At 57.5% G+C, this 25,495-nt stretch carries 19 protein-coding genes and 1 riboswitch; of the genes, 12 read left to right on the forward strand and 7 right to left on the reverse strand.

Annotated features, from left to right (window positions below; genetic code table 11):
• Positions 1 to 131 precede the first annotated feature (131 nt).
• Entirely contained in the window at positions 132 to 926 is a 795-nt protein-coding gene (locus AC0L8N_RS11645; RefSeq protein ID WP_473667834.1) for a choice-of-anchor H family protein, read from the forward strand.
• On the opposite strand, the gene AC0L8N_RS11650 is transcribed toward AC0L8N_RS11645, so the two are convergent.
• From AC0L8N_RS11650 to AC0L8N_RS11670, 5 genes are all read right to left on the reverse strand, one after another.
• Positions 895 to 3,966 (reverse strand): efflux RND transporter permease subunit, encoded by a 3,072-nt coding sequence (locus tag AC0L8N_RS11650; RefSeq protein WP_473667835.1) that lies wholly within the window; start codon positions 3,964 to 3,966, stop codon positions 895 to 897. The two genes, AC0L8N_RS11645 and AC0L8N_RS11650, sit on opposite strands and share 32 nt — an antisense overlap.
• Before the next feature lie 4 nt (positions 3,967 to 3,970).
• Positions 3,971 to 7,186 (reverse strand): efflux RND transporter permease subunit, encoded by a 3,216-nt coding sequence (locus AC0L8N_RS11655; protein ID WP_473667837.1) that lies wholly within the window; start codon positions 7,184 to 7,186, stop codon positions 3,971 to 3,973.
• A gap of 13 nt (positions 7,187 to 7,199) precedes the next feature.
• Entirely contained in the window at positions 7,200 to 8,297 is a 1,098-nt protein-coding gene (locus AC0L8N_RS11660) for an efflux RND transporter periplasmic adaptor subunit (protein WP_473667838.1), read from the reverse strand.
• A 30-nt stretch (positions 8,298 to 8,327) separates the two neighbouring features.
• Positions 8,328 to 9,401, reverse strand: a complete 1,074-nt coding sequence (locus tag AC0L8N_RS11665; protein ID WP_473667840.1) for an efflux RND transporter periplasmic adaptor subunit — start codon at positions 9,399 to 9,401, stop codon at positions 8,328 to 8,330.
• A gap of 214 nt (positions 9,402 to 9,615) precedes the next feature.
• Positions 9,616 to 10,965 carry an FAD-binding oxidoreductase gene (locus AC0L8N_RS11670; RefSeq protein WP_473667841.1) on the reverse strand — a complete coding sequence of 450 codons (1,350 nt, stop codon included), beginning with the start codon at positions 10,963 to 10,965 and terminating at the stop codon, positions 9,616 to 9,618.
• 110 nt (positions 10,966 to 11,075) lie between these two features.
• Positions 11,076 to 11,158: riboswitch (cyclic di-GMP riboswitch) on the reverse strand.
• 251 nt (positions 11,159 to 11,409) lie between these two features.
• Between AC0L8N_RS11670 and AC0L8N_RS11675 the strand changes: the two genes are divergently transcribed.
• From AC0L8N_RS11675 to AC0L8N_RS11705, 7 genes are all read left to right on the forward strand, one after another.
• Positions 11,410 to 13,311 carry an autotransporter assembly complex protein TamA gene (locus AC0L8N_RS11675; RefSeq protein ID WP_473667843.1) on the forward strand — a complete coding sequence of 634 codons (1,902 nt, stop codon included), beginning with the start codon at positions 11,410 to 11,412 and terminating at the stop codon, positions 13,309 to 13,311.
• A complete protein-coding gene (locus AC0L8N_RS11680) occupies positions 13,308 to 16,235 on the forward strand; it encodes a translocation/assembly module TamB domain-containing protein (protein WP_473667844.1) in 2,928 nt (975 codons plus the stop codon). Before AC0L8N_RS11675 ends, AC0L8N_RS11680 begins: the two co-directional genes overlap by 4 nt.
• Positions 16,225 to 17,181: a translocation/assembly module TamB domain-containing protein gene (locus AC0L8N_RS11685; RefSeq protein ID WP_473667845.1), complete on the forward strand. Its 957-nt coding sequence runs from the start codon at positions 16,225 to 16,227 to the stop codon at positions 17,179 to 17,181. Before AC0L8N_RS11680 ends, AC0L8N_RS11685 begins: the two co-directional genes overlap by 11 nt.
• 42 nt (positions 17,182 to 17,223) lie before the next feature.
• On the forward strand, positions 17,224 to 17,808 hold the full coding sequence (locus AC0L8N_RS11690) for a TetR/AcrR family transcriptional regulator (RefSeq protein WP_473667847.1): 585 nt from the start codon (positions 17,224 to 17,226) through the stop codon (positions 17,806 to 17,808).
• Between the two features lie 188 nt (positions 17,809 to 17,996).
• The gene (locus AC0L8N_RS11695; RefSeq protein WP_473667849.1) at positions 17,997 to 18,311 is read left to right on the forward strand and encodes a hypothetical protein; all 315 of its coding nucleotides are present in this window, start codon (positions 17,997 to 17,999) and stop codon (positions 18,309 to 18,311) included.
• Between the two features lie 107 nt (positions 18,312 to 18,418).
• Positions 18,419 to 19,378: a threonine/serine dehydratase gene (locus tag AC0L8N_RS11700; protein ID WP_473667850.1), complete on the forward strand. Its 960-nt coding sequence runs from the start codon at positions 18,419 to 18,421 to the stop codon at positions 19,376 to 19,378.
• Positions 19,379 to 19,445: 67 nt separating this feature from the next.
• The gene (locus AC0L8N_RS11705) at positions 19,446 to 20,792 is read left to right on the forward strand and encodes an amidohydrolase family protein (RefSeq protein ID WP_473667852.1); all 1,347 of its coding nucleotides are present in this window, start codon (positions 19,446 to 19,448) and stop codon (positions 20,790 to 20,792) included.
• Here AC0L8N_RS11705 and AC0L8N_RS11710 read toward each other — a convergent pair.
• Positions 20,783 to 21,766, reverse strand: a complete 984-nt coding sequence (locus tag AC0L8N_RS11710; protein ID WP_473667854.1) for a 2OG-Fe(II) oxygenase family protein — start codon at positions 21,764 to 21,766, stop codon at positions 20,783 to 20,785. The genes AC0L8N_RS11705 and AC0L8N_RS11710 overlap by 10 nt on opposite strands.
• Before the next feature lie 143 nt (positions 21,767 to 21,909).
• Here AC0L8N_RS11710 and AC0L8N_RS11715 point away from each other — a divergent pair, with 143 nt between their 5' ends.
• The 4 genes from AC0L8N_RS11715 (at position 21,910) to AC0L8N_RS11730 (ending at position 24,341) form a co-directional block, all read left to right on the forward strand.
• Positions 21,910 to 22,623 (forward strand): DUF4097 family beta strand repeat-containing protein, encoded by a 714-nt coding sequence (locus AC0L8N_RS11715; protein WP_473667856.1) that lies wholly within the window; start codon positions 21,910 to 21,912, stop codon positions 22,621 to 22,623.
• Between the two features lie 174 nt (positions 22,624 to 22,797).
• Positions 22,798 to 23,226 (forward strand): CBS domain-containing protein, encoded by a 429-nt coding sequence (locus AC0L8N_RS11720; RefSeq protein WP_473667858.1) that lies wholly within the window; start codon positions 22,798 to 22,800, stop codon positions 23,224 to 23,226.
• Between the two features lie 172 nt (positions 23,227 to 23,398).
• The gene (locus tag AC0L8N_RS11725; RefSeq protein WP_473667860.1) at positions 23,399 to 23,950 is read left to right on the forward strand and encodes a hypothetical protein; all 552 of its coding nucleotides are present in this window, start codon (positions 23,399 to 23,401) and stop codon (positions 23,948 to 23,950) included.
• Positions 23,928 to 24,341, forward strand: a complete 414-nt coding sequence (locus AC0L8N_RS11730) for an energy transducer TonB (RefSeq protein ID WP_473667862.1) — start codon at positions 23,928 to 23,930, stop codon at positions 24,339 to 24,341. The genes AC0L8N_RS11725 and AC0L8N_RS11730 overlap by 23 nt, the downstream gene beginning before the upstream one ends.
• Before the next feature lie 153 nt (positions 24,342 to 24,494).
• On the opposite strand, the gene AC0L8N_RS11735 is transcribed toward AC0L8N_RS11730, so the two are convergent.
• Complete coding sequence (locus AC0L8N_RS11735; RefSeq protein WP_473667864.1) at positions 24,495 to 25,481, reverse strand: Vgb family protein; 987 nt, start codon at positions 25,479 to 25,481, stop codon at positions 24,495 to 24,497.
• Positions 25,482 to 25,495: the final 14 nt, after the last annotated feature.

Raw genomic sequence — 25,495 nt, forward strand, 5'->3', positions numbered from 1 at the left:
GCGCACTTGTTTGGTATTCAGGCTTTGTTCAGCTACGAGCGAATGAGGGCTGGCGGCCGTTCAGCGTCGATTCATGCCTGGCGGGCTTTAATTGCTGCAGACTCATTCATTGTGCGACAGAGGTAATCGTGATGTCCACTCAATACAAACTGCAAAAGATACTGTCCATTGTGGGTATAGGGGGGCTGTTGGCTTTGCCATTAGTCGCAACAACCGCATACGCGCAAACTGAATCAACGGCGGACAACAACGAGGTCCGCGTCACTGCCAGCCGTCAGATTGTGCGCGGTGGTCGTGATGGCGTCGCTACGGGTACGGTGCGACATGAGTTTGCAGCGCTGCAAACCACGGGCCCCCGTCAGAACTCAACGGCGCAGAAACCCGGTAATGCATCGTCAGAGACGCGTTCGCAGGCCGTAAGCGATGACTTCTGGTTTTACGACGCGGACGTTATTCTGTTTAACGATTTCGACAACGACGGTTACTTTCATGGCATAGACTTATTGTTCGATGCCGATACGTTTTTTGACGTGGCAGATGTCTATGCGGTTGTTTATCTAAGTCTTGATGGCGGTCCCTGGAATGAGTATGCAGCGACTGATGACTTCACGTTGTACGGCGCAAACAGTGATGACGAGTATGTCATCGTCACCGAGCTTGAAAGCGGCTACCCGGCCGGCAGCTATGACCTGCTGATCGAGTTATACGACGCGATCGACGGCACATTCCTGGCAGAGTACGGACCTGTTGATTCGTCGGCCCTGTCGTTCCTCGATCTGGAAGACCGGTTTCGCGACCGACGGAACGTTGATGAGGTCGTAGTCGTTGGGCATGGTGGCGGCAACGGCTTCGGACTCCTCGGCCTGTTGCTGCTGTCTTTGCTGGTGCGGCGCCTCAACGCTTCGCGACAGACGGTACTTGCCTGACCGTCCGCATCAGCTTGGCAGACCATTGGGAGAGCGAGTCGAAATACGCATAGAGCGCAGGTACAACGAGCAGCGACACGCCCGTTGAGAAGGCCAGTCCACCGATGATCGCGCGGGCCATCGGAAAGTACGGAGGGCCGTCGCCGCCGACCTGAGTTGTACCCACAGCCAGCGGTGCCAATCCCAGTATGGTGGTTGCGACGGTCATGAGGATAGGGCGCAAACGATCACGGCCGGCTTCTATGATTGCGCTGTTGCGCTCCAGACCTGCGGTGCGCAGATTGTTGATGTGATCGACAAGCACGATGCCATTATTCACAACGACTCCGATCAGTATCATTATTCCGATGGATGCCATGAACGAGAATGTCGTACCGGTCGCTGCAAAGAACAGAAAGACGCCGAGTACCGAAAAGACTATCGAACCCAGAATGATCGCAAACGGAAACAGCAGCGACTCAAACAATGCGGCCATGACCAGAAAAATACAGGCGATGCCGAGCAGAATGTTCGTTGCCATCATCTGTTGGGTCTCATCATTGCGTTCGAAGCCGCGGCCGAATTTCCAGCTGTAACCGGGTGGCAGGCTGAATTCCGCCATCAAATTTTCGACGACCGGTTTTATTTTCTCGAGCGAAAAATCCTCGGCCAGGTTGGCGGAGAGCACAACGGCGGTTTGCCTGTCGGTACGGCGTATCGTTTCAGGGGCGCGCCCGAGTCGGAAGCTGGCAACGCTGCCCAGCGTCACGCGCTCGCCGCGTGAGGTATACAGTGGCAGTTCGGTCAGCTGTTCGACGGTCTGTTTGTCGCTTTCCCGGAATGCCAGACGCACACCTATCTCACCGTTAGCATCGCGGAACTCGCGCAAGTTCAGGCCGCGCATGGCGATGGCAATGGCTCCCGCGACGTCACTACTGGTCAGGCCCGCATTCGCTGCACGAATCCGATCGACGTGGACCTGTACTTCACGTTCGCCGGCATCGGCATCGGAGCGTACGTCTTCGAGGCCCTCTACCTGTTCAAGTATGCGCGACAGATCGGTGCCCAGTTCGTTTAGCCGGGTCGTGGAGTCGCCGGAGAGCTGCAGGCTGAAGCCACTACCACCGCCTTGTTGGTCAAATTCAAAACTCGGCTTGCCGATCGCTAGTTTTGGCAGGTTCTTTTCGATCAGCGCGACAACTTCGCTGGTCGCCAGTGTGGCCTCGTCATCTTCGGTAAGCAGCAAGGTGGAAGATGCTTCGCCCTTGTCGTAGTAGCTGTAGACCGAACGAATATTGAAAGCCTCCTTGTTCGCGAAGAGGTAATCCTCGATTCGGTTGACGCTCGCTTCAACCCGTTCCAGAGGATGTTGACCTTCGATGTAATAAGGCATGAAAAGCCGACGTCCGCTGTCTTGTGGAAACGCATCGAACTTGACCAGGTTGAGCGGCGGCATGATGGGGAGAACGCCGATTACACAGGTCAGAACAATGCCGAGGAATGTCTTCCATGGATTGCCGAGGATCCACTTCAAGGCGCTTACATAAATCTCTGCGAGGCGTTTCATGGCTCGGCCGCCGGCAGCCTGCGGTGGCACTTTCACTCTTGCCGCAAGCATTGGCACCAGGGTCTGCGCGATCAGCAGTGATGCAAGTAAGGCGACAATAATCGTGACGGCCACATGGGTCAGAAACACGGCGATGTCAGTCTTGATACCGAACATGATGGGAAGGAAAACGATAACCGTAGTGGCTGTGCCGGCGATGACCGCAAGGCCAACTTCGCGGACGCCCGCCAGCGTAGCGCCGATCGGGTCATCCGGATTTTTCTCGCGATGCCGGAATACACTTTCGGTGACGACAACGGCATTGTCGACCAGCATGCCCACGGCAAGCATCAAGCCCATCATCGAAAGAATGTTGAGAGTCAGGCCGGCAAAATAAAGCGCACCCAAAGTGATCATCAAAGAGAATGGCACGGAAGCGGTTACAATGAGCGTCGTGGATACCTGTCGCAGAAACAGGTACAGCACGATAATGGCGAGCAACGCGCCAACCAGGCCTGCGCTCAAGAGGTCGGACAATGATTCGCGAACACTGTCGCCCTGATTGTCGAGGTCAAAGATGTTAATGCCCTGCATCTGTGGCAGCTCGCCAATGCGCTGTACTTCTTCCATGATGCGGTCCGTGACCTCAACCATGTTTTCGCCCGTCGCTTTGCTGACGGCCACTCCGATCGCGTAATTTCGGTCGAGGTGGCGTCCGTATTCGCGATCAGGGCTACGCAAGCTGACCTCAGCCACATCGCCAAGCCGCAAATTGGCACCGTCGATGACCAGGTTGGAAATCTGCGCCGTCGACTCAAATTCACCTTTCGGCCGCACACTGAAACGCGCGCCGCCGTCCGTTATTCTTCCTGCACTGACCGCAAAGTTGCTGCGTTCCAGCAGATTGCGCACCGTGTCTATGCCAATGCCGTGTGCGGCAAGCCTGTCGGATTGCAGCAGGATGCGAACTTCCCGGGGTTCCACCCCGTGTAACTCGACTTTGGAAACGCCGGGCACGCGTTCAATCCGGCGTTTAAGGATCCGATCCAGCATGTCATAACTGTCGGAAAGGTCACGGTCGCTGGATATACGCAATTGCAGGACCGGCTGATCCCCCAGCGAACCCGTAAAAACAAATACGCGACGGACGTCTTTTGGCAGTTGATGGCGGACACCGTCCACTTTCGCCCGGGCCTCGATGCCCTTCGCGCCCATACTTTGATTCCAGTCGAACTCCAGAAAAATCTGCGCCATGTTGTCGTTCGAACGGGACGACATGCTTTTGACACCTGACAAGGTGGCAAGCGCTTCTTCTACAGGGCGCGTGATAAGGCGTTCAACTTCTTCTGGTGTGGAGCCTTCGTAGGGAATCTGGACAAAGATGCCGGGGAACTCAATGTCCGGAAATTTCTCCAGTGGCAAAAGCCGCGATGCGATAAGGCCGGTAAGCGCGAGCGCAACGAACACCACAACCGTGGTGACGGGCCGGCGCAGTGCAATCTCAGTGAGTTTCATGAGCTTATCGTCGTTCCGGAGCCAGATTGCCGATAGCTTCCACTACGGGCGTGCGCTTGCGGTCCAGCAAAGAATAGACAACGGGGATTACTACCAGTGTAAGTAGCGTCGAGGTCAGCAGGCCACCGATGACGGTAATGGCCATTGGTGCCCTTATTTCGGCACCTTCGCCAACTCCGAATGCCATGGGCAGCAAGCCGAGTGCCGTCGTTAGTGTGGTCATAAGGATAGGGCGCAAACGTGCCTTGCCAGCAACGCGTATAGCCTCGAGTCGTTCCGTGCCCTGCGCCTGTAACTGATTGATCAGATCGACCAGAACGATTGCGTTGTTGACGACTATGCCGGCAAGCATGATCACCCCGATCAAAGCCACGACGTTTACGGTAGTGCCTGTGACGAATAAGGCAAAGACCGCACCGACCAGTGCCAGTGGAATTGTGAACAGAATGACGAACGGATGAATCAGTGATTCGAACTGGGAGGCCATTACGAGGTAGACAAGAAATACAGCAAGCGCCAGTGCGAATTGCATGGACCGAAACGACTCTTCCTTCTCTTCATTCTGGCCGGCTACCATCGCGGCCAGGCCGGCTGGCATCCGCAGTTGGTCCACGACTTTCTGTGCTTCAACCGCTGCGGCGCCCAGATCGCCGTAAGCGATATTGGCACTAACGATCGCAACACGCTCTTGTGCGACCCTGCGAATTTCAGCCGGGCCCAGTGCTACGAATACATCGGCAACGGCATCGAGCGTAACGGGCCGCTCGGATGCCGGATTGATGATCAGATTGCGGATCTCATCAATGCTGGAATCCTGATTGTCGACACTGCGCACCAGCACGTCGATCTTGCGATCGCGCCAGGTGTAACGTGTTGCGACTTCGCCGCGCACGTTTGCTACTACCCGGTCAGCAATGTCGCGAACCGCCAGGCCCAAACGGGCTGCGCGTTCCTGATCAAACTTGATCTGGATTTCGGGGTTTCCCTGTTCGAAGCTGCTGCGGACGTCCGTGAAGCGGCCGGATTGATCGAGTTCGTGCACGACCGCGTTACTGATGCGTTCGAGCCCGTCAAGATCGTAGCCCGCGATCTCGATTTGCAGCGGGCTCGCGAAACTCATCAACGACGGTCGGCTGAACTCGTATTGCGTACCCGGAATTCTCGAAACTTCATTGCGGAGCGCTGTCATCACCCGCTCTTCGGCCGCTTTGTCAGCAGAGGGTTTCAACGTAACGTTCAGCGAACCACTGTGTTCGCCCGCATCGACCGGGTTGGCGTCCAGTCGATTACCGGTGCCGGCAACGGAATAGGTGAGTTCGACGTCATCAATTCGGTTGGCGGCGGCCTGGGCCGTACGAATGGCTCGATCTGTTTCTGCCAGGGGAGAACCGGGTGCAAGCCGCAACTGCAAATTGAATTCGCCTTGCGACAGCTGCGGAATCAGTTCACTACCGAGGCGTGGAACCAACAACATTGTTGCCGCGAATATGCTCAATGCGCCAACAATTACCGCTGCCCGGTGGCGTAATGACCAGGCCAGCAGCGGTTCGTAGTAGTGCGCCGTAATCCGGTAAAAGCGATCGAGTAAAAAGCTGGGGACCAGCAGTACCAGACGCAATGTTTTGCCGATCAGCGCGAACACGAAACCGAAACCACGCAGGATGAGTGCCACACCGCGAGTGAAGCGATTAGGCGGAGTGTCGTCCCCGTCGCTGTATCTTCCGCCGGGTGACAATGCAGCCAACATCGGTATCAGCGTCAGCGCGACGAGTAGTGAGAACAGCAACGCGAAAGTAACTGTCAACGCCTGGTCACGGAACAACTGACCGGCAATTCCGCTGATAAAGACCATTGGGAAGAAGACGGCCACGGTAGTTAACGTCGCGGCGATAACGGCGCCGGAGACTTCGGCCGTGCCGGCCTGTGCGGCCTGTAGCAGCGAGAGCCCTTGCTCGCGTTTCCGGACTATGTTTTCAAGCACGACGATCGCATTGTCGACGAGCATGCCAACCGCTAGCGCGATACCGCCCAGCGACATGATATTCAGCGAAACGCCGTTGCTGTACATGAGCAGGAACGTGCCGATCACAGACACCGGAATTGCGATGGCAATAATGGCTGTAGCGCGAGCGTCTTTGAGGAAACCGTAAAGGACGATGATGGCGAGTACGCCGCCGAAAATAGCCGCCGACGTCACCTGGCGTATGGCTGCTGAAATGAAGGTGGACTGGTCATACACGAGAGTCAGATCCAGGCCTTCCGGCAGTGTCTCGCGAATGTCCTCAAGACGGCTGCTGACGCGCCGGGCAACCTGTACCGTATTTGCATCACCCTCTTTATAGATTGCCAGTTCGACCGATTCGCGACCGTTGATACGGGTGATGGCTTCACGCTCTTTATGGCCGCGGCTGACAGTGGCAATGTCGCGCAGATAGACGGGTGTACCAGCAACGTTGGCGACGATGGCATTGGCGAATTCATCGACGTTCTGAAATTCGTTGATAGTACGGACAAGAAAACGCTGCGCCCCTTCTTCCAGGCGCCCGCCGGACAAGTTGACGTTTTCAGCGCGTAGTCGATTCGCGACTTCCGCGATACTGAGTCCAAGCTGCGATAATTTCTGCTGATCTACGCGAATCTGGATTTCATCTTCCATGCCGCCGCTGACTTTAACGGCGGCAGTGCCTTCGACGGCTTCCAGATCATTCTTGATGCGGTCTTCGGCAAGACGCCGCAATGACTTGAGTGTGGCCTCGTCGCTGTCGGTGCCGGCGATCCCTTCTTCGTGGCGCAGCAGCCCAAAACGCATAACGGGTTCACTGGACGGATCGAATCGCAACAACAACGGGCGGTTAGCCTCGATCGGCAATTCCAGAATATCGATCTTCTCCCGGACGTCGACGCCGGCAATGTTCATGTCCGTGCCCCACAGGAACTCCAGCGTGACGTCGGATTGCCCGGAACGCGATACTGAACGTACCAGCCGCACATTCCGAATGATGCCCGCCGCCTCTTCTATGGGCTTGGTCAACAGGTTTTCGATTTCTACGGGTGCCGCGCCTGTCAACTCGGTGCGAATGGTGATCGTTGGATAGGAAATATCCGGTAACAGGTTCACATTCAGGCGTGACAGGGACACCATGCCAAACAGCACAACGGCAATCGTGAACATGACGATAGTGACGCGCCGCTGCGTCGCGATTTCAATGAGTCGCCGCATAGTCCGGTTCCTGTCAGCTGTCGTCTTGAGTGGTTGACGTTGGTGTCGCCAAGACACTCTTGACGTCGTTATCGGCGCCAATCAACTGGATGCGTGAGCCGTCGCGCAACCCGGTCTGTCCGACAACAACAATTTGCTCATCGGCGTTAAGACCGTCAGTAACTTCGATGTTGCCGTTGGCTACAAAGCCTGTACGAACGGTGCGTTGGCTGACGGTTTCTCCGTCGATGACAAACACGGATGTTTCGCCGCCATCATCGATAATCGCGCCGCGGGGGATCTGCAGGGCATCAGCATGAACGTCGGAGACGATGCCGATGCGCGCAAACATGCCTGGCTTCAAACGTCGCGCCGGGTCAGAGATTTCTACCGTGATCTTGAAGGTGCCGGTGGAGGGGTCAACGACGGGGCTGATACGCGCGATGCTCGCTTCATAGCGGGCACCGCCGAGCGCATCGATTTGAATGCTCGCTGGCATTCCTTTGGACATGCGTCGGTATTCCCGCTCCGGCACGTGCAAGTATGCGACCAGCGGATCGAGACTGGTTACATGGAACAGCTTCGCGTTGACATCGATCGTATTGCCTTTCTTGACGAAACGTTCGGAGACAACACCGTTTATAGGGGCGCGAATCTCGGTGTAACTGACTTCGAGGCTGGCCATCTTATAGCTGGCTTCCAGCGCTTCCATTTCATACTGAATTTTTTCGAAGTCACCGGTGCTAATCAAACTTCGGTCTTTCAGGTCCTGGTTTCTTTGAAAGTCGCGGCGTAGTTTCTGCAAGTTAGCCTGAGCTTGTGTCTGCACCAGCCGCAGTCGGTCGCCGTCGAGCCTTGCCAGTAATTGGCCGGCCGTGACGTCGTCACCTTCCTCAACCAGTATCTCCCGAACTTCTCCGCCGACTTTGGCGATGACCGTTGCTTCGGCCAGCGCTTCAATCGCGGCAGTACCAGAGTACGTCGAAACAATGTCACCCCGACTTGGATACGCGGCCTCGACCGGAATAGCCGGCTGCGGCTCGTTCTCGCTGGCGGTTTCTGAGTCTGATTCTGGCTGGCACGCGGCCAGCAGCAGTGCCAGCAGAAGTCCTGAAGCCCGGTTGGCTGTCATCTCGTAACGCTCCCTCATTATTGTTATTTGCTAACGGCCCTGGTGGGCAACCGCAGAATCCATCGCAATGACGGCTGTTCCGTCGCGAACGCCCGCTGAGCCGTTGCTGATGACGACTTCACCAGCGGTGATGCCTTTGACTATCTGTACCAGTCCGCGATCCCTGACACCGGGAACGATTTCGCGCCGTTCCGCCAATCCGTTCTTGATTACATAGACGACGTGCATACCGTCTTCTTCTATGACGGCACTTTCAGGCAGGGCAACGGCATCCGCATGCTCTTCATAGCGGACACTGATTCTCGCGAACATGCCTGGTGCGAGTTCACCGTTGGTATTGTCCACGTAGGAAGTGACACGGAAGGTGCCATCACTACGGTCAACCACCGGGCTGATTCGATCAATCATCGCTGCGTATTCCCGACTTCCGGCGGCCTTCACCTGCAAGGTCAGCGGCAGTTCTACCTGGAAGTGTCGAAGCTCGTTTTGCGGCACACGAATGGTGGCCACCAGTTGCGTCGTGTCGCTGATGCGGAATGCAAGATCACCGGGCTTGAGGTACTGCCCGAGTTTTATGTCCCGGCTGCTGATGATCCCGTTGATGGGGGCACGGATTTCCGTGTAGCTGTAATTCAGCCGGTCCAGCTCCAGGGCGGCGGCCAACGCTTCAACGTCGTACTGCAGGCTGTCAAAAGACGCGGCGCTGATGAGGCCGTGCTCGTGCAGACGCTGCTGGCGGCGAAGCTCGGTACGGCGCAAAGTGAATTCGGCACCTGACTGCTCGACCTGCAGGGCCAGACGCTGGCCGTCGAGCCTTGCCAGTAACTGGCCTTGCACAACGCGGTCGCCTTCTTCGACCAACAGCTCGATTACCTCGCCGCTGACCCTTGCCGGCACGGCGGCGTCGCCGTCGGCACCCAATGTTGAGGTTGCTTGATAAGTGGCATATAAATCAGTGATATACGCACTTACGCCGCTCACCGGCAGTGGCGCTGTGGCGGTCTCGGCACTGGCCAGGCGAGCCTCACCCACACCACAGGCGGTTACCAGCGAAACGCAAACCGTTAGCAACGCTAAACGCACAAATGCTGATCTGGGAGGCATTGGATTGTCCTTGGTATGTTGGTGTTATAGTTGAGTATAACACTAAGTTCCGGAGGCGCAATGCCCAAGTCAACGCGTAAGACAGGACGTTCGCCACTGTCAATCAGATGCGCGGGAAGGCTGTTTGGATTGGAGCGGTCGGCGGGTGCGGCGTTCGGGCGCGCGAGTGCGGCCCGAGCCAGGCAGGCGTTGGCGTTGCCAGCCTCAGTTCACGCTAGAGAAAATACTGAGACAGAAACGGATTCATCATTCGGTTCTCCGGGTCCAGCCGACGGCGGATTTTTCGGAAAAACTCGATACGCTCACCGAAGATCTGCCGTGAGTGATCCTGAGAAAGGCTGCGGGACTGGTTAAACAACGGTATGCCGCCCCAGTGCTGGGCAAACTCGGCGAAGTCGATGGCAAAATCCTCCCAGCCGGCAGACTGCGTGGAAATAGCGCGCAACGCGATCATGGGTTCATCAAACATCGGCGACAGCAACGCCGATGAGTCGCGGTTCAAGCGAAAGCCCATTGTCGGCATATCGCAACGAAAGCCGTTCTCTTTATGTATGCGCTGACAGAAGTCCCGATAGGCCTGAACGACAATGGCGAAATCGTTGGCGGGAAACAGCCAGGTTGAGTAATTCATTTTTTGAGCATGGGCGATGCTTGCTTGCATGGTTGAGTTGCTGCCGTGTTCAACCAATCGGTTGTTGACCAGACCCTGAGTGATGCTGCTGATCTCGTCGATCAAACGGTAACGAACGCCGTTGACCGGCACGAGGTGCCGGAGGGATTTGAAGACGTGTGGCAACACCGTGCTTTCTCCCCAGTCCTTGATTCGCCACGGCAACCGTCCGCCGTCGGCGCTGCCGCTGTCGTGCCGGCGCAAGTCGAGATAGACCCGGTCACGGAAAGGCATCAGATAAAAGCGCACACCGGCCGGACTCCGGGCAATTTTGTCTGAAATAGCAGCGAATTCGCTGATCGTGCAGCGGCGGTGGCTGGCCGTGAACGGTCGCACCGGTCGCACTCGCAAGGTCAGTTCGTAGAGTACACCCAGCATGCCGTAGCTTAGCCGCAAGGCACTGAGCAAATTATTCTTGCTGGCATCAACTTCAAGTGGTGCGCCGCTAGGGGTGAGTAATCTTGCGCTGCAAAGTTGAGACGCGAACAGACTGCCTTCACCGCTCATGGCAGGACCAATACAGCCACTGGCGACGGCGCCGCCAACCGTTCGGTCCATCAGGTCGTGACAACCTTCCAGTTCGAGACCCTGGGACGCAAGCTCGGAGGCAAGGTCCCGTATGCGGACGCCGGGTTCAACAGTAACTGTGAAATTGTTGAGATTGACCTCACGAATCGCATTCAATGCGGTCAGATCAATCACTGTCCCTGCCGTCGTTGAATTGCAATCGGTAGACGCGCTGCCGGCACCGGCAGGCCGGAACGGTGGCAGGAAGTTGGCGCTGGGCGCGAAACAGCGAAACAACTCGCGTTCATCCTGAGGTTGAAACGTGCATGGCTTGGCCGTACCGCGCACGCGGAATGCACCTGATTGCCTGAGTATGTTTGCGCCCATCTCCCACTCCCTGCGGCACACGGAAAATGTCGGCAATTGGCGAGAGTCGCGAAGTTGTTCAACCGGCGGGAAGGGTCGGCGGCTGCCGCAGGCGCAAGACGCCTGAAACTGCTGGCAACCCCGCTGTCGTAGGTATCCCCTTAGACCGGTGGCTTTGCGACCCTGACTTTCGACAGGTGTGCCTTTATCAATTGATGGATGATCGTGGCACGGCCTCAGGGGCCTGTCAATTTGCCAGTCCGCACTTAGCTGTATGATGTTAAATCGCTTATGCACGGTAGGCTGGCCAGGTGAAGCCGAAACGGCATGTTCAGTCATTTGCCACCTGCGCAGCCGCCGATTTGCGGTATTGCTGTCGAAACTACATGCAGCCCGGATTTGTCCTATTACAATGCACGGCCCCTTGATCATGGTTAAGACATAGTGCGGTTACTCAGTTCACGAATGCGGCAGCGCCTGGCCTGGCTGTGCCTTGGTATTTCGCTCACACAGCCGGCCCTCGCCAACGAGCTGAATTATGTGGTGACCGGTATTTCAGATCCGTTGCTGAGCAATGTGCGGTTGCACCTCGAACGTTTTGGCTTTACCGGCAACAGCCGCGTGTCGGCCGGCCGCTTCGATGAGCTCAGCGAAGAAGCCCGAGAGCGGGTACGCGATGCGCTAAAACCGTACGGCTACTACCAGCCAGAAATAACGGCCACATTGGTTCCGGTCGATGGCGAGAACTGGCGCATGCGTGTGCAAGTCCGTCCCGGCGAACCGATGCGCATTGCCGTTGCCAATATTGAGCTCAAGGGCGACGGCGCTGACAATGCCGAGCTGCGCAACTGGAAGCGCAACTGGCCATTGCCCGCTGGTGCCGTGCTGAATCAACCCCGGTGGGAAGAACAGAAAAAGTCGCTGCTGATCGCAGCCGAAACTCAGGGCTACCTGCAGGCGCGTTTTACCGAGCAAAAAATTTCGGTGGACCTTGCAGCGAACGAAGCTCGTCTCGACCTTGTTATGGACAGTGGTCCTCAGGTGTTATTCGGTGACGTCATTTTTGAACAGGACATACTGAAGCCCTGGGTGCTCGAGAATGTGGCGCGCTTTGATTCGGGCACACCTTACAATGCGGAGCTGCTGGAGCAGTTTCGACTCGACTTGTGGCGTACTGGTTATTTCACTGACATTGAAGTGCGCGAAGAACGAATGTTCGAGCAATCACCGCCGGTGGTCAATCTGCACACCAAGCTTGAAGGCGATACAAAGAATACCTATCAGGGTTCTCTCGGCTATGGCACCGACACCGGAATTCGATTGCAGGGTTTGTGGAGCCGGCATCGTCTTTCTACCAAAGGTGATCGGATAGACGTCGGTACCGGCTATCGGGAAATTGATGACGAGTTTTCTATTCGTGCCGATTACCGCATCCCTCGCCGAACCGCACAACGTCAATACTGGGTAGCGAGCTCCTCGTTGCGCTACGACAACCAGGATCTGGAATTCAAGCGGCAGCAAAATGACGAAGATTTCGTGACGCTTGCCAATGGCCAGGTCCAGGATCTGAATGCCCGCTTTGGGCGGCTCCATGTGCGCGACCGCAAACAGGGCTTCCAGCAAATACTGGAAACTGTCTATGTGGAGCTCATCCGCGAATCATTCGATTACCGTCCGGGTACAGATTCTGCACCGGATATCATCGCGTTTGCGGACGATCCGCGATTCAGCGGTTTGTTCCGCAATACGGTCAGTACCCTGGCCGTTGGTATTGAGTGGGATTGGCCGGCGGTGCGCGGCAAAGCCTTTGAGACGGAGGGCCATCGCGAGCGTGCATGGTTGTTTACCGGCAACGAAGCGTGGGGCTCAGAGCGGGACTTCACCCAGTTCTACATTTCCAGCCGCCGCAGCTATTTGTACGGTGATCGCTGGAAGGTCTTACTGCGCGCGGAGCTCGGTTACAGCGATGCCGATGTGCGCGACATCACCGGCACCGTCGACGGCGAACCGTTTGCGCTATCGGTAACCCAATTGCCGGATCGATACCGCTTCAAAGCGGGCGGCAGCAGCAGCGTGCGGGGCTACGGGTTTGAGGAACTCAGCAACAACGACATTGGCTCGAATAACGTCGTCTCTGCCAGTGCCGAGATTGAGATGAAGGTTGCGTCCGCCTGGTCGGTTGCCGCATTCGCTGATATCGGGAACGCTTTTAACGACTGGGATGAGGCAGAACTACGCAAGGGCGTGGGCTTTGGGGTGCGTTGGTACTCAATTGCCGGGGCGGTAAGGGTCGATTTCGCCCGCGCACTGGATACGGAAGGCCGACCCTGGCGTATTCATTTCACCATGGGATCGCCGTTACTGTGATCAGACGTGGTGGTCGTTATTTGCTGATACTGCTGATCGGCACGGCTGTTGTCGCCGTTGCCGCGGTCGTTTGGTTGCTGCGTACAGAATCGGGCGCAGCGTGGATTTGGGCGCGCGCGACAACGGCCGTACCCGAACAACTGTCTGCAGAGTCGTTGCGCGGTACGGTCAGCGGCGGCCTCCACTTCCGGAACCTGAATTTTCAGCAGCCGGGTACGGAGCTTGTCGTCGAACAACTGACACTGGCTGTAAATCCTGATTTTTTTCCAATCGGTCTGACGGTGGAGAGCCTGCAGGCCAGTGGGCTTGAGCTGCGCTTGTCAGCAACCGCGAGTGAGCCGGAGCCGGCAACAGAACCCGCTGCCACTGTGCGGCAAATTCTCAGCGCCATGCGTTTGCCGCTGCCGGTAAGTGTTAACCAGCTGACCGTAAGCGATATCGACATCGTAATGCCGGATGCCAGCGAGCTGCACCTGGATCAGTTGCAGCTTGTCGGGCGGCTGCACAATGAGCTGCACATCGAGCAGTTCTCCGTTTCATCGATGCTGGGCGAGGCAAGTGCCTCTGGTGCGTTGGGTCTGGCAGAACCGTTCCCGCTGAACGCGTCACTGGCGGCGCGTACTGAGCTCGATGTCGGTACGGCAAACAAGGAACCGGTTGCGCTTGTCTTGGGTCTCGACGGTAGTCTGAGTCGCTTTACACTGGACCTCAGTTCGCCAACCCATGACGTCGTGGTCAATGGAACAATTAGCGATGCCGACAGCGAACCGGGCTTTGATTTGGTCGCCGCTGCCAGCGGATTGCAGTGGCCGGTGAACGGCGAACAGACGGTTGTTTCGCTGCAAGAGTTGACCACCAAGCTAAGCGGTAGCATGCGAGATTACGGTATTGAGCTTGATGTTGCGCTGACCGCTGAATCAACAGGGCCCGTCACCGCAACCGGCACGCTGCGAGGAGATATGAGCGAGCTGCAGGTCGAGCAGTTGGTTCTGCACTCCGCCGACATCGATGCCGCGCTCAATGGAACAGTGCGTTGGGTGGATCAATTCAGCGCAGCAGCAACAATAGAGTTGCAACGCCTTAACCCAAGCCGTTGGATAAGTGACTGGCCAGAGCAGCAGTTGTTAACGGGCTCAGCCGATGCCGCGTTGTCAGGGGCGCGGCTGGAGGTTGCGAGCCTGCAGCTGCAGCAGTCGGAAGGGTCGGCCGCTGTTCGCGCACAAGGCGTGCTCGATCTGGATGGTGGCATCGTCGACATGAACCTCGGTTGGTCTGACCTGCAATGGCCATTGGCACCGTCAGTAGCTGATATCGACAGTCGCAGCGCTGAGTTGATCGTGCGTGGCACACCGGAGAACTGGACCTTGTCCGGCGATATCGCCGTCAGTGGCCGCGACATTCCGGAAGGTAGTTTTACCTTGGCGGGTAACGGCACTCGTGAAGATCTGGCGCTGGTCATTGATGACAGTCAGGTGTTGGGCGGCAATGTAACCGGCGAACTGGCTTACGGCTGGGTAGGCGTGAATGCATTTTCCGCGAAACTCGATGCGCGTAGTTTGCGGACGACAGCGTTCATGCCGGACTACCCGGGCCAAATCAGCAGCCGGTTTACAGCGAACGGCCAGATCAGACCATTCGCGCTTGATCTCGACATTGATGACCTGTCTGGCGTGTTGCGAAGTCAGGCGTTCTCGGCAGCCGGCCGTGTCAATGTTGACGGTGATCAGGTGAGCACTGAACAGTTGCGTGTGCAGTCCGGCGAGTCTTCGCTGCTGTTGGACGGTGACTGGCGATCAACCGGGGGTTTGCAGTTCGTCGTTGATATTGAGTCGCTAGCCGATTTCCTGCCGGAGGCAGCGGGCAGTTTGCGCGGCGAAGGCAATTTGCGAGCGTCTACCGGTTTGCCGCTACTGAGTGTCGAACTTCTTGGAGAGGATTTGCGCTGGCAGCAGTTTCTTGTCGAGAAGCTTGAGGCACGCAACGAGGTAGGTCCTGACGGCGCGCCGCTGGGCTTAACCGTCATGGCGCAGAACGTGGCGCGCGGCGAGCAGCTCATCGAAAGTGCCAGCGTCGAACTGAACGGCAGGCCGGAGGAGCATCAACTGTCGTCCGCGGTTGTTGCCGCCGATTTTCAGGCGTCGCTTGCGTTGCACGGAAGCGTTGATGACTGGCACAAGTTTGGCTCTGCACGATGGAGCGGAATGCTTGACGATTTGTCATTGCAGCGGACGGACGAATCAACCGTGTCGCTACGGCAGCCGGCGGCAATCGAATTGGCGGCCAGCCAGGTGCAACTGGACGAATCTTGTCTCGATGTTGAGACCGGAGGCGGTGTCTGCCTCAGCGGCGACTGGGCGGCGAACGGTAGTTACCAGTTTGCTTTCGAACTTCAGTCGTTGCCGCTCGATCTTCTGCGAGCCGCGACGGGTTCCGATCTGGAGTTTACGCAAACACTGGACGGCAACGTGAGTCTGGCCAACTCCGCAAACGGCCTGATATCGGGTACCGGTCGCGTTGATGTCACACCGGGTTTAATACGTAACCAGTTCGACGAGCGCCTGACCTTGCGTACGCGGGCCGGTTTCGCTGCATTTGAACTCGACGACGGCCAGCTGCTGGCCGGTGAGATCAGCTTGCCGTTCTCTGATGCCGCTGAGGTCAGTGGTGAATTCCGTGTGCTGGATGTAGGTCGGGGGCAGGAAAGCCCGGTTGAAGGTCGATTGACCGCGAGCATTCGGGATATTGGTGTAGGCGCGCGCATTTTTCCGATTGTTGATGAGGCCAAGGGTCAGCTCGACGCCGACATACGCGTGGGCGGATCGCTGACGGCACCGGCATTTTCTGGCGGCCTCACACTGCGTGATGGTCGGGTGGTCTATCGATCCGCTGGGGCTCGTGCTGGAGGAAATTCAGGTGACGAGTGAGATTCGTCCTGGCAACAGGATCGAATTGCAGACGACGTTCCGCGTCGGAGAAGGGCGTGGCACCTTGTCGAGCAGCGCGGATTATATGCAAGGTCGGAGTGCCGGGCTGGAACTGTCATTGACCGGCACGAATCTGACGTTCGTTAACCTGGATGATCTCAGCGTCACGATCGATCCGGATCTTCAGCTCGGGCTGCGTGACAACGACCTTAGTATCAACGGCAAGATTGGCGTGCCTGCGGCGCGACTCGCCTCGGTGAATTTAATTGACAACGGTGTCAGCGAAAGTGACGACGTAGTTTACGTCGGCGAGCAACTCCCGCCGGAAGCGGTGGCAGCCGAGGACGAGTCACCGCTCAACTTCACAGGCGCCGTTGAGCTGGAGCTTGGCGATAACGTCATCATCGATCTTGATGTTGCCGAGGCACGCTTACGCGGCAAGACCCGTTTTGAATGGCGCGGTCCAGCGCTGCCCATGGCCAGAGGTGGATTCGATATCGCCGGCAAATTCGAGGCCTACGGGCAGTTGCTTGAAATCAGCGAGGGCACGGTCCGCTTCCCGAATGTTGCGGCTGACAATCCAGAGCTGCGGGTGCGCGCTGAGCGCGAGATCTTCGGTAACTCGCAAATCCGGCGTGCCGGTGTGCTCGTGACCGGGACAGCACAGCGGCCCAAGCTTGAGGTCTACACGAATCCGGCAACCAGTCAGGATCGCGCGTTAACGCTGCTCGCGACGGGCAGTGACTTCAACTACGAGCAGGGCGTGGGCGCTGTCGACGTCGGCACCTATATCGCGCCGCGCTTGTACGCCAGTTACGGTATTGGCTTGTTCGATAAAGAGAACGTAATCAGCGTCCGTTACGACCTGGCCAATGGTTTCGGTATCAAGGCGACCTCGGGCAAGCGGGCTGCCGGTGTGGACATCAGCTACACGATCGAGCGCTGAACGTCGCTTGACAGAGTCAATCAGAATGGGCATTCTGATTGTATGGTGAGAGGTCGCAAATTTGAGCCCGAGACGGCGTTACGCCGTGCCACGGAATTGTTCGCGGAGCGCGGCTATTCCGACACTTCAATGGATGACATCGTCAAGGCCACCGGCGTAAGTCGCTACGGCCTGTACAGCACGTTCGGCAATAAACGCGAGCTCTTCGAACAGGCGCTCGAACGATTCTCGGCCGAGATGGCCAAGCGCGGTTACCTGCGACTGCTGGAGCCGGGGGTGCGCCTGACGGATATTCGGGCCGTTTTTGATGGCCGGATTGATGATCTTTGCAGTCCGATGCCGGGTAACAGTTGCCTCTTATGCCACACAGCGATGGAGCTGGCGCCGCACGACAGCGATATTCAGGCCGTGCTGCAACGCTTCGTCGGCCGTTCGTCCAAGGCCTTCAGCGTGGGTTTGCAGACCATGCAGGCCGACGGTGTGCTGCGCAAAGACCTCGATACGCGTTCCGCCGGCGAGTTTCTGACCGGGGCCGTCTTTGGCCTGACGGTCATGGCGCGCTGCGGCTTCGGGCGCAAAGCGTTGCAGGACTTTGTCAGCAATACCCTGGCATCCTTTGATCATTAATTTTGGGCGGCGCAAGAGGCGTCGTTTTTTTGGCAAGTAACAGAATGATTGTTCTGAAATAGCGGAGTGACAACCGTTAAGGCCGATCCCCTGGCAGCTGTCCGTGACGTGCCAGGTTTTTTTTGATCTGGTAACAGAACGAGTGTTCTGTTTTCCGGGCATAGCCCTTGGTTCTGGAGGATAAAGAAATGCACAAACTGACTGGCTCGCGCAATTGGCTGTTATTGCCATTGGCATTGTTCGCGCTGCAAGCCCGGGCATCGGATGGCTACAACGAAGCTGTCGAAGCCTGCCTTGAGAGCGTCAACGCGAAGCTCGATCTGCAGCACGCGGATAGAGTCCGGCACGTGGTCAACAGGTTAAGGACGAGCGGCATCGGCGAAGCAATGGAAATACAAACGTCCGTCCATGCGGCGAGTCGCACGCGCACCTATGAAAGTTATTGCGTTGCATCCGGCAGTAATCTGCCAACTCGCTTTCGTATGGGTGAGACCACGTCATAAGTGGCTGGCACGCTGTCCGGAAAGTGCTCTGCGCGCATCAGGCAGCGTGCCAGGTTTCATGCAGGTACACGCTAACGTTGGCGCTCGCTCTGCGGTACAGTAGCGCGATGGATAAAGAACGCCTGCCCGCAGACGCGGTATTAGCCGCCAATCGCATATCACCCTACATCCGCCAGACGCCACTGGAGCACTCGCCTTTTTTTAGCGAGCAGACCGGGGCCAATGTCTGGTTGAAGCTGGAGAATCTGCAAATAACCGGCTCATTCAAGTTGCGAGGGGCTTTCAATAAACTGTTGTCCATGACCGCCGACGAACGCTCACGTGGTGCCGTCACTGCGTCGAGCGGCAATCACGGTGCGGCAGTCGCATTCGCGATGGCACGATTGAAAATGAAAGGCGCGGTGTTCGTTCCCGAACATACCTCGAGCGCGAAAGTTGACGCGATCAAACGGGCGGGCGCCGATGTGCGATTTTTCGGAACAGACGGCCTGGATACCGAAATCCATGCCATGGCGTATGCCGCTGAAAATGACATGCACTATCTTTCGCCCTACAACGATGCAGCCGTCATCGCAGGTCAGGGAAGCTGCGGGGTCGAGATCGCCCGCCAGACGACCAAGCTGGATGCCTTGTTTGTCGCCGTTGGTGGTGGTGGTTTAATCAGCGGCACTGCAGGATTCCTGCGTTCGGCGTTCCCGGGATTGCAGGTGGTCGGCTGCCAGCCAGCCGCCTCTTCGGTGATGGCCGAGTCGGTTCGTCAGGGAGAAATACTGGAGCTGCCGAGTTCGCCGACTTTGTCGGACGGTACGGCAGGCGGAATCGAAGCCGGCTCGATCACGTTCGAGCTCTGTCAGGAGTTCGTCAGTGATTTCGTGCTGGTCTCCGAAGAGCAAATTGCCGCAGCGATGCGCGATTTCATCGACGCCCACCACATGTTGCTCGAAGGCGCAGCCGGCGTTGCTTTGGCCGGATTGCGCAAGAAAACCCGGGAAATTCGTGGCAAGAACGTCATTGTCATAATTTGTGGCGCGAACATCAGCCGCGAGACCTTACGAAAAATTATCTGATAACGAAGTGGCGTATGAAACGGTGTCCCACAACGTTGTTCCAAGCCTGTTTAGACCGGAGATCCCGATGGCACCCCGCCTCCTGATCCTGCTGTTGTGGCTGCTGCCCCTGCCTGCCGTCATGGCGACCGAGCTGGCGTTCGTCAACGTCAATGTCGTTGGCATGCAGGACGAAAAAGTACAACGTGAGCAAACCGTGGTGATACGGGATCGGCGCATTGTCTCACTTGGTCCCGTGCGTGATACCCAGGTACCGGACGGTGCTGTGGTTGTGGACGGAACCGATCGTTACCTGATGCCGGGCCTGGCGGAAATGCATGGCCACGTGCCGGCCGGCACCAGTGCCGACCTCGAGCGAGTGCTGATTCTGTACGTGGCCAATGGTGTGACCAACGTGCGTGGCATGCTCGGTAGTGCAGCGCATCTCTCGTTAAGAAGTGAGATTGAAAACGGTAACGTTATCGGTCCGCGGCTGTACACGTCCGGTCCTTCATTTAATGGTCGCAGTATTAGCAGTCCGCAGCAGGCGGTTGATAAAGTCCGCTTGCAGGTCGCAGCCGGTTACGATTTTCTAAAAGTGCATCCCGGCCTCACTCGCGCTGAGTTCATCGCCATGGCCGAAGCGGCTGAAGAAGCTGACATCCGTTTCGCCGGTCATGTGCCGGCTGATGTGGGCGTGCCGCTGGCACTGCGACAGGGTATCTCCACGATTGATCACCTGGATGGTTACCTGCCCCATCTGGTGCCAGCTCATTCCGCAGCCAGCGGCGGCTTCGGTGGTTTTTTCGACGTGTTTCTCGCGCCTTACGCTGACGACTCATTGTTGCCAGCGATAGCGCAAGCCAGCGCCGCAGCGGGTGTCTGGAATGTGCCAACACAGACTCTCTTCGAACACCTCGTCAATGACGAGCCGGCGCAACAAATTGCTGCGTGGCCAGAAATGAAATACATGCCGGCCGCGACAGTCCGGGAATGGGTTGGCAGAAAACAAGAACTGCAGGCTGACGCGGACTACAACAGCGAGGTCGCAGCCCGAGCCATTTTAATACGTCGGCAGTTGATCAGAGCGTTGCACGAGGCAGGCGCCGGTTTACTGTTGGGTTCCGATGCGCCACAGGTATTCAACGTTCCGGGTTTCTCAATACACCGCGAACTGGCCGTGCTGGTTGACGCAGGGTTGACGCCCTATCAAGCGTTGCAGACCGGCACCGTTAACGCGGCGCGCTGGCTCGGTCACGAGTCGGAAAGCGGTACGCTCGAGCGTGGCCAGCGGGCTGACCTGGTACTGCTGGATGACAATCCGTTATCTGATATAGCCAATTCCCGTCGTATTCATGGCGTCATGCTCAACGGTCGCTGGTTCGACCGTGCGGAGCTGGACCGTTTGCTGTTGCCGTTCGCCCGTCAACTCTGATCGCGGTATTGCTCGGCGCGGCGTAACTCTCGCTCACTGTGTTGTCGTTGGGTAAGGGCGTCGTACCGTGGTGGGTTGTTTGCATCCACTCCGCTTTCGAGCGGCGCTACCGTTACCCCGTCATTGACGGCAAAAAACAGTACAAAGCTCATGCGCTTTTGTTCAGTCATGCGCACCCGGTGCCCGGTCGCCTGAAACCGCCCGTTCGACCATGCCTCCAGCATGTCGCCGAACAGTACGATCACCTGACGATCGCTGGTGGTTGCATCGTGCCAGCGACCTTGCGGATCGCGCAGCTCAAGTCCGGCAGCGGTCTGATAGAGCAAAGTGATGCATTCGAAATCGGTATGTGCGGAGATGCCGACATCCCCCGGTTCCGGCTTCCGCTTTTGTCCCGGGTAGTGCAACAAGCGCATGGTACTTCGATCCTGCGAGTCGCACCGATGGCGTAAGAAAGGCGCTGGCTCATTCAGCGCGACGGATATCGCATCCATCAAGGCGAAACCCGCCTCGCTCAGTACCTTCCACGCGTTGCGGCTGGCGTCGTGAAAGCCGGGGAGGTCCGGCCAGATACTGCTGTGCAACGGGTCGTTCGTTGCGCGGCGCGGCCTGCCAAAGTCGAACGATTCAAGGTGCGCACGCGTACCCGGCTGGTAGGCCGGCTCTCCGTACAATGGCATCCATCCGTGCTTGATAGCGCGGTTGGCAACTGACACGGCTTGTTTGGTTTCGTCGTCGTCCGAGAGGCCGAAGAATTGCTGCATCGAAGCAAGCAGATCAAGGTCAGCGTCGTTCGTGCTGAACAGGTTTTTTACGGTGAGATAGCCGTTACTTGCTGCCGCGTCGCGTATGCGCTGGACCACCGTGCTGTTGGTTGAGTCGCCGGAGAGCAACTCGGTCGCATCAATGCAGTCAGGTTGGACGCCCGCCAAAGTGTCAGACGATGTAGTGCGCAGGTCAGTCGTCCTTGGCATTTCCCTCATCCTGTAATTCAAGCAGTTGCAGCAATCTACCTCAGCACCGGGGGGTGTTTCACGGTCTCGTTGCAACCGAATCCCGTTCCGCGGCATCAGAAGACCAAACAGCCGGCCATTCAGCGCTGGCAAGAGGTCAACATATGAAAAGCACAATCATACTCGCCCTGTTTATCGCAACTCTTGCGCATGCCGCGTGGAATGATTACGAAGAAGTCAGGGAATTGCGACTCGACGCGCAAGGCATGGACGTACTCGATGTCAAAGCAGGGGCAGGGCGCCTGCATGTCGTTGGTGCGCCTGGCGCCCGTCACGTAACGGCTACCGCCACGATCGTATTGCCGGGCGTTGATCACAACAAGGCGGCCGAGTTAATCAACCGCGACCTGGAGCTGAGTTTGGTGGCAGACGGCAACGTACTGCGACTGGTAGCCCGCTTCGATCACGGTAACTGGTCGTTTGGCGACAGTCCGCAGGTTCATCTGGACATTCAGGTGCCACCGGCAATGGCCTTGCGACTGGATGACGGTTCAGGCTCGCTCGACGTCAGCGGTACGACGTCCGCTATTGCCATCGAGGACGGTTCAGGGTCGATTTCCCTGCGGGATACCGGTGGTCCCGTCAGTATTGATGACGGTTCGGGATCCATAGAACTGCAGAATATTGCGGGCGACATTCATATAGTGGATGGCTCAGGCGGCATTCGGGTTCGCGATGTGCAGGGCAGCGTCAGCATTGATGATGGATCGGGCAGTATTGAGGTTCGCAAAGTCAGTCGTGACCTGACCATTCTGAACGATGGCTCAGGCAGCATGCGCTTTAGTGACATTCAGGGCCGGATCGACGACCGCAGCTGATTCATTTCCGGAAGCCCACTGGATCTGCCGCCCCGGCGGATCCGATTAACACCGTTGGCGCGCAGTCGTATACTCTGGGGCCTCAGCTTGCGAGGTCCGGTTTGTGGCGCGCAAGGGCGATCAACGCGTTGCCACATGATCGAAACCTCTCGTATCACGACCAAGGGGTGTTCGATGAAACTTGTGAAACAACTGCTCGATGACAAGGGGCACGACGTACTGTCGATATCTCCTGATGCCACGGTTCTGGATGCCGTCAAGATGATGGCAGAAAAGTCTGTTGGCGCACTGATCGTTATGGACGGCGAGCAACTGGCTGGTATCGTGACTGAGCGAGACTATGCCCGCAAAGTTATCCTCAAGGGACGCGCGTCGGACGACACACCTGTTCGCGACATCATGACGACGAACGTCGTTACCACCAGCAGCGACAGTAATGTGCAGATTTGTCTGGGGCAGGTGACCAATCAGCGCATTCGGCACCTGCCTGTTGTCGACAACGGCAAAGTGACCGGCATCATTTCCATTGGTGATCTGGTTAAGGCGATTATTGCCGATCAGCAAGATGAGATTGACCAGCTGGGACAATACATCAGCGGTTAGTCGCTGGCTCGCCTGGTGTGCAACGCCAGTGAATTTTTAACTCCCGTGCCGGTCCAATGAGGCAGGAACTGCGCGCCCACCCACGACGGACTGCTCGGTGCTCCCTGAAGCGAGAGCGGTCTGACAGGGTCGGAATGGGCTAGAATGCAGGTATACGCGGAGGACGACGCTCATGCGCCCAGTGGTTCAATTTTTTCTGACGATGACCGTGCTACTGCTCAGTAGCCTGGCTTCGCCATGCGCGGCGCAGGGCGCCGATCGCATGAAGAGCGAGACCGGACCGACAACGGTTCTTGGTCCCAGCAATATTGCCTTGCACGACGGTGCGCAAGCACTGCTTGCCGGACGAGCCGAAGACGGCGTACGCCTGACGCTATTGGGGCTGGAAGCAGCGTCGGGTCCGCGCGAGGAAGAATCCGCGCTTTCCAATTTGTGTGCCGGATATATTCTGCTTGAGAAATACGTTGAAGCTAAAAAGTACTGCGACCTGTTGCTGACACGGGACGATCAAAGTTGGCGGGGTTTCAACAATCGCGCTGTTATCTATCTAAAACTGAAGCAGTACGAACTGGCTGACAGAGACCTGCAACGCGGCGAAGAGCTGCGCCCCGGCGCACATACACTCAAGGTGGCGCGCGCCCTGTACATGGATGCCGTCCACCCTGTTGCGCCGGAAGTAATCATTGACGATCGTGAAGCGGATGACAGTAGCGATTCGCAATAGGCTGTCCCCGTCGGCAGCGCTGTTAGTCAGTGGTTTGTTGCTGGCCGTCTCGTCCGTGTCTGTCGGTGACGATACTGCGCGCCGCACTCAGATCGTCGATAGCTCAACGGACCGCACGCCCGCCAAGACCGCGTTTCCCAGCTACCCGAGGATTGCGCGTCGCGATCGAATTGAAGGCGACGCCACGGTGTGTTTCAAAATCGATCAGCAAGGGCGCATTCGCAGCGCAAAGGTCGTTGAGGTAACTCACCCGATTTTCAAGCGTTCCGCTATTGCTGCCATTCGGCAATCCAGCTTTGAACCGCTGGCGCCAAACAAGGTGCTGGCAACCAGCCGTACCTGCCGTACCTACCGCTTCCGCCTGGAGCCCATTCTGGCGGCGGAACAGTAACTGATTCTGATTGCCCGGCGCACAGGCAGTAGTGCTGGCTGACAGCTGTGTGTCGCGCCAGCTGCCAACGCCTACCTGAGTTCTGCCAAGCGCTGACGCCGTATGACGTGCCCGGTAGCGGCAACCGAGCAACACGTCATGCGGCGGGCCAGATCAGTGTACGGCAGCTCTGCCGATGTAGTTGGTGTCTGTGCCAAACCAGATTTCGCCAGCCGGTTCGAAATAGTGCATGTGTTGCACCGTTTCACCGCCACTTGGAATGTCGGTTGCAGAAAAAAACTGCTCGGTCGTGGTGTCGAAACCAATGAGTACGTTTGGTTTCAGGCCGGATTCGACGATCCAGATACGATCCTGGCTGTCGACTGTCATGCCAAAGGGTTCACTGTCGTCGCCACCTGGCAGCGGCCACTCGCTGAACTCACCGCTGTCAGGATCAAAACGGCCCAGATAGCCGCGCGCGAAGTCGGCCCACCAGACGCGATTATCGGACGTGGTTACCAGCCGCACAGGCCGGGCCTTTTCTTGCGGAATTTCGATCTCGTGAACTTCCATACGCTCGGTGTCGATGCGCAGCAACAGGTTGCGCCCCAGCCCGGCGGCCCACGGCTCGTCGAGCGAATTCACGACTATGCCGGTGGGCCTGGTTTTCCGGGTCGGCAACTCAAGCAATGCGATGTCGCCATTGGCAACGGTGAGCTTGCCGATAAAGTTGCCTTGCTGAACGGTGAACCAGATGTCGCCTGCTGAGTTGAAAACCAGTGTATGCGGGTCGCGTGCCCGCGAGTTCGGCATTTCGTGACGGGTGACTTGACCATTCGCCGGATTCAGCTGGCCAATGTAGCGTTGTCGGCTGGCGCTGAACCAGAGGTCGCCAGCAGCGCCGACGAGCAGGCTGGTCGGTCCGGTATTGCGCTCGAGATCGTAGCGGCTGAAATCGCCGGATTCGGGCCGCAGGTTGGCGATAAAGTCACCGCGTTGACCGGCAAACCAGACCCGACCGCGTGAATCGACGAACGGATCGCCCGGTTGCGACTTCTCCCAGGGAACCAGCCATTCACTGATCTCAACAGATTCTGCGTTGGCCGTGCCCGGCCAGATCGCGACCAGCGTCAGGCTGATCAGCAGGAACTTCATGTTCATCCTGTCGCCTCCCA

It is taken from the genome of Woeseia sp. D3-10 (assembly GCF_055809415.1).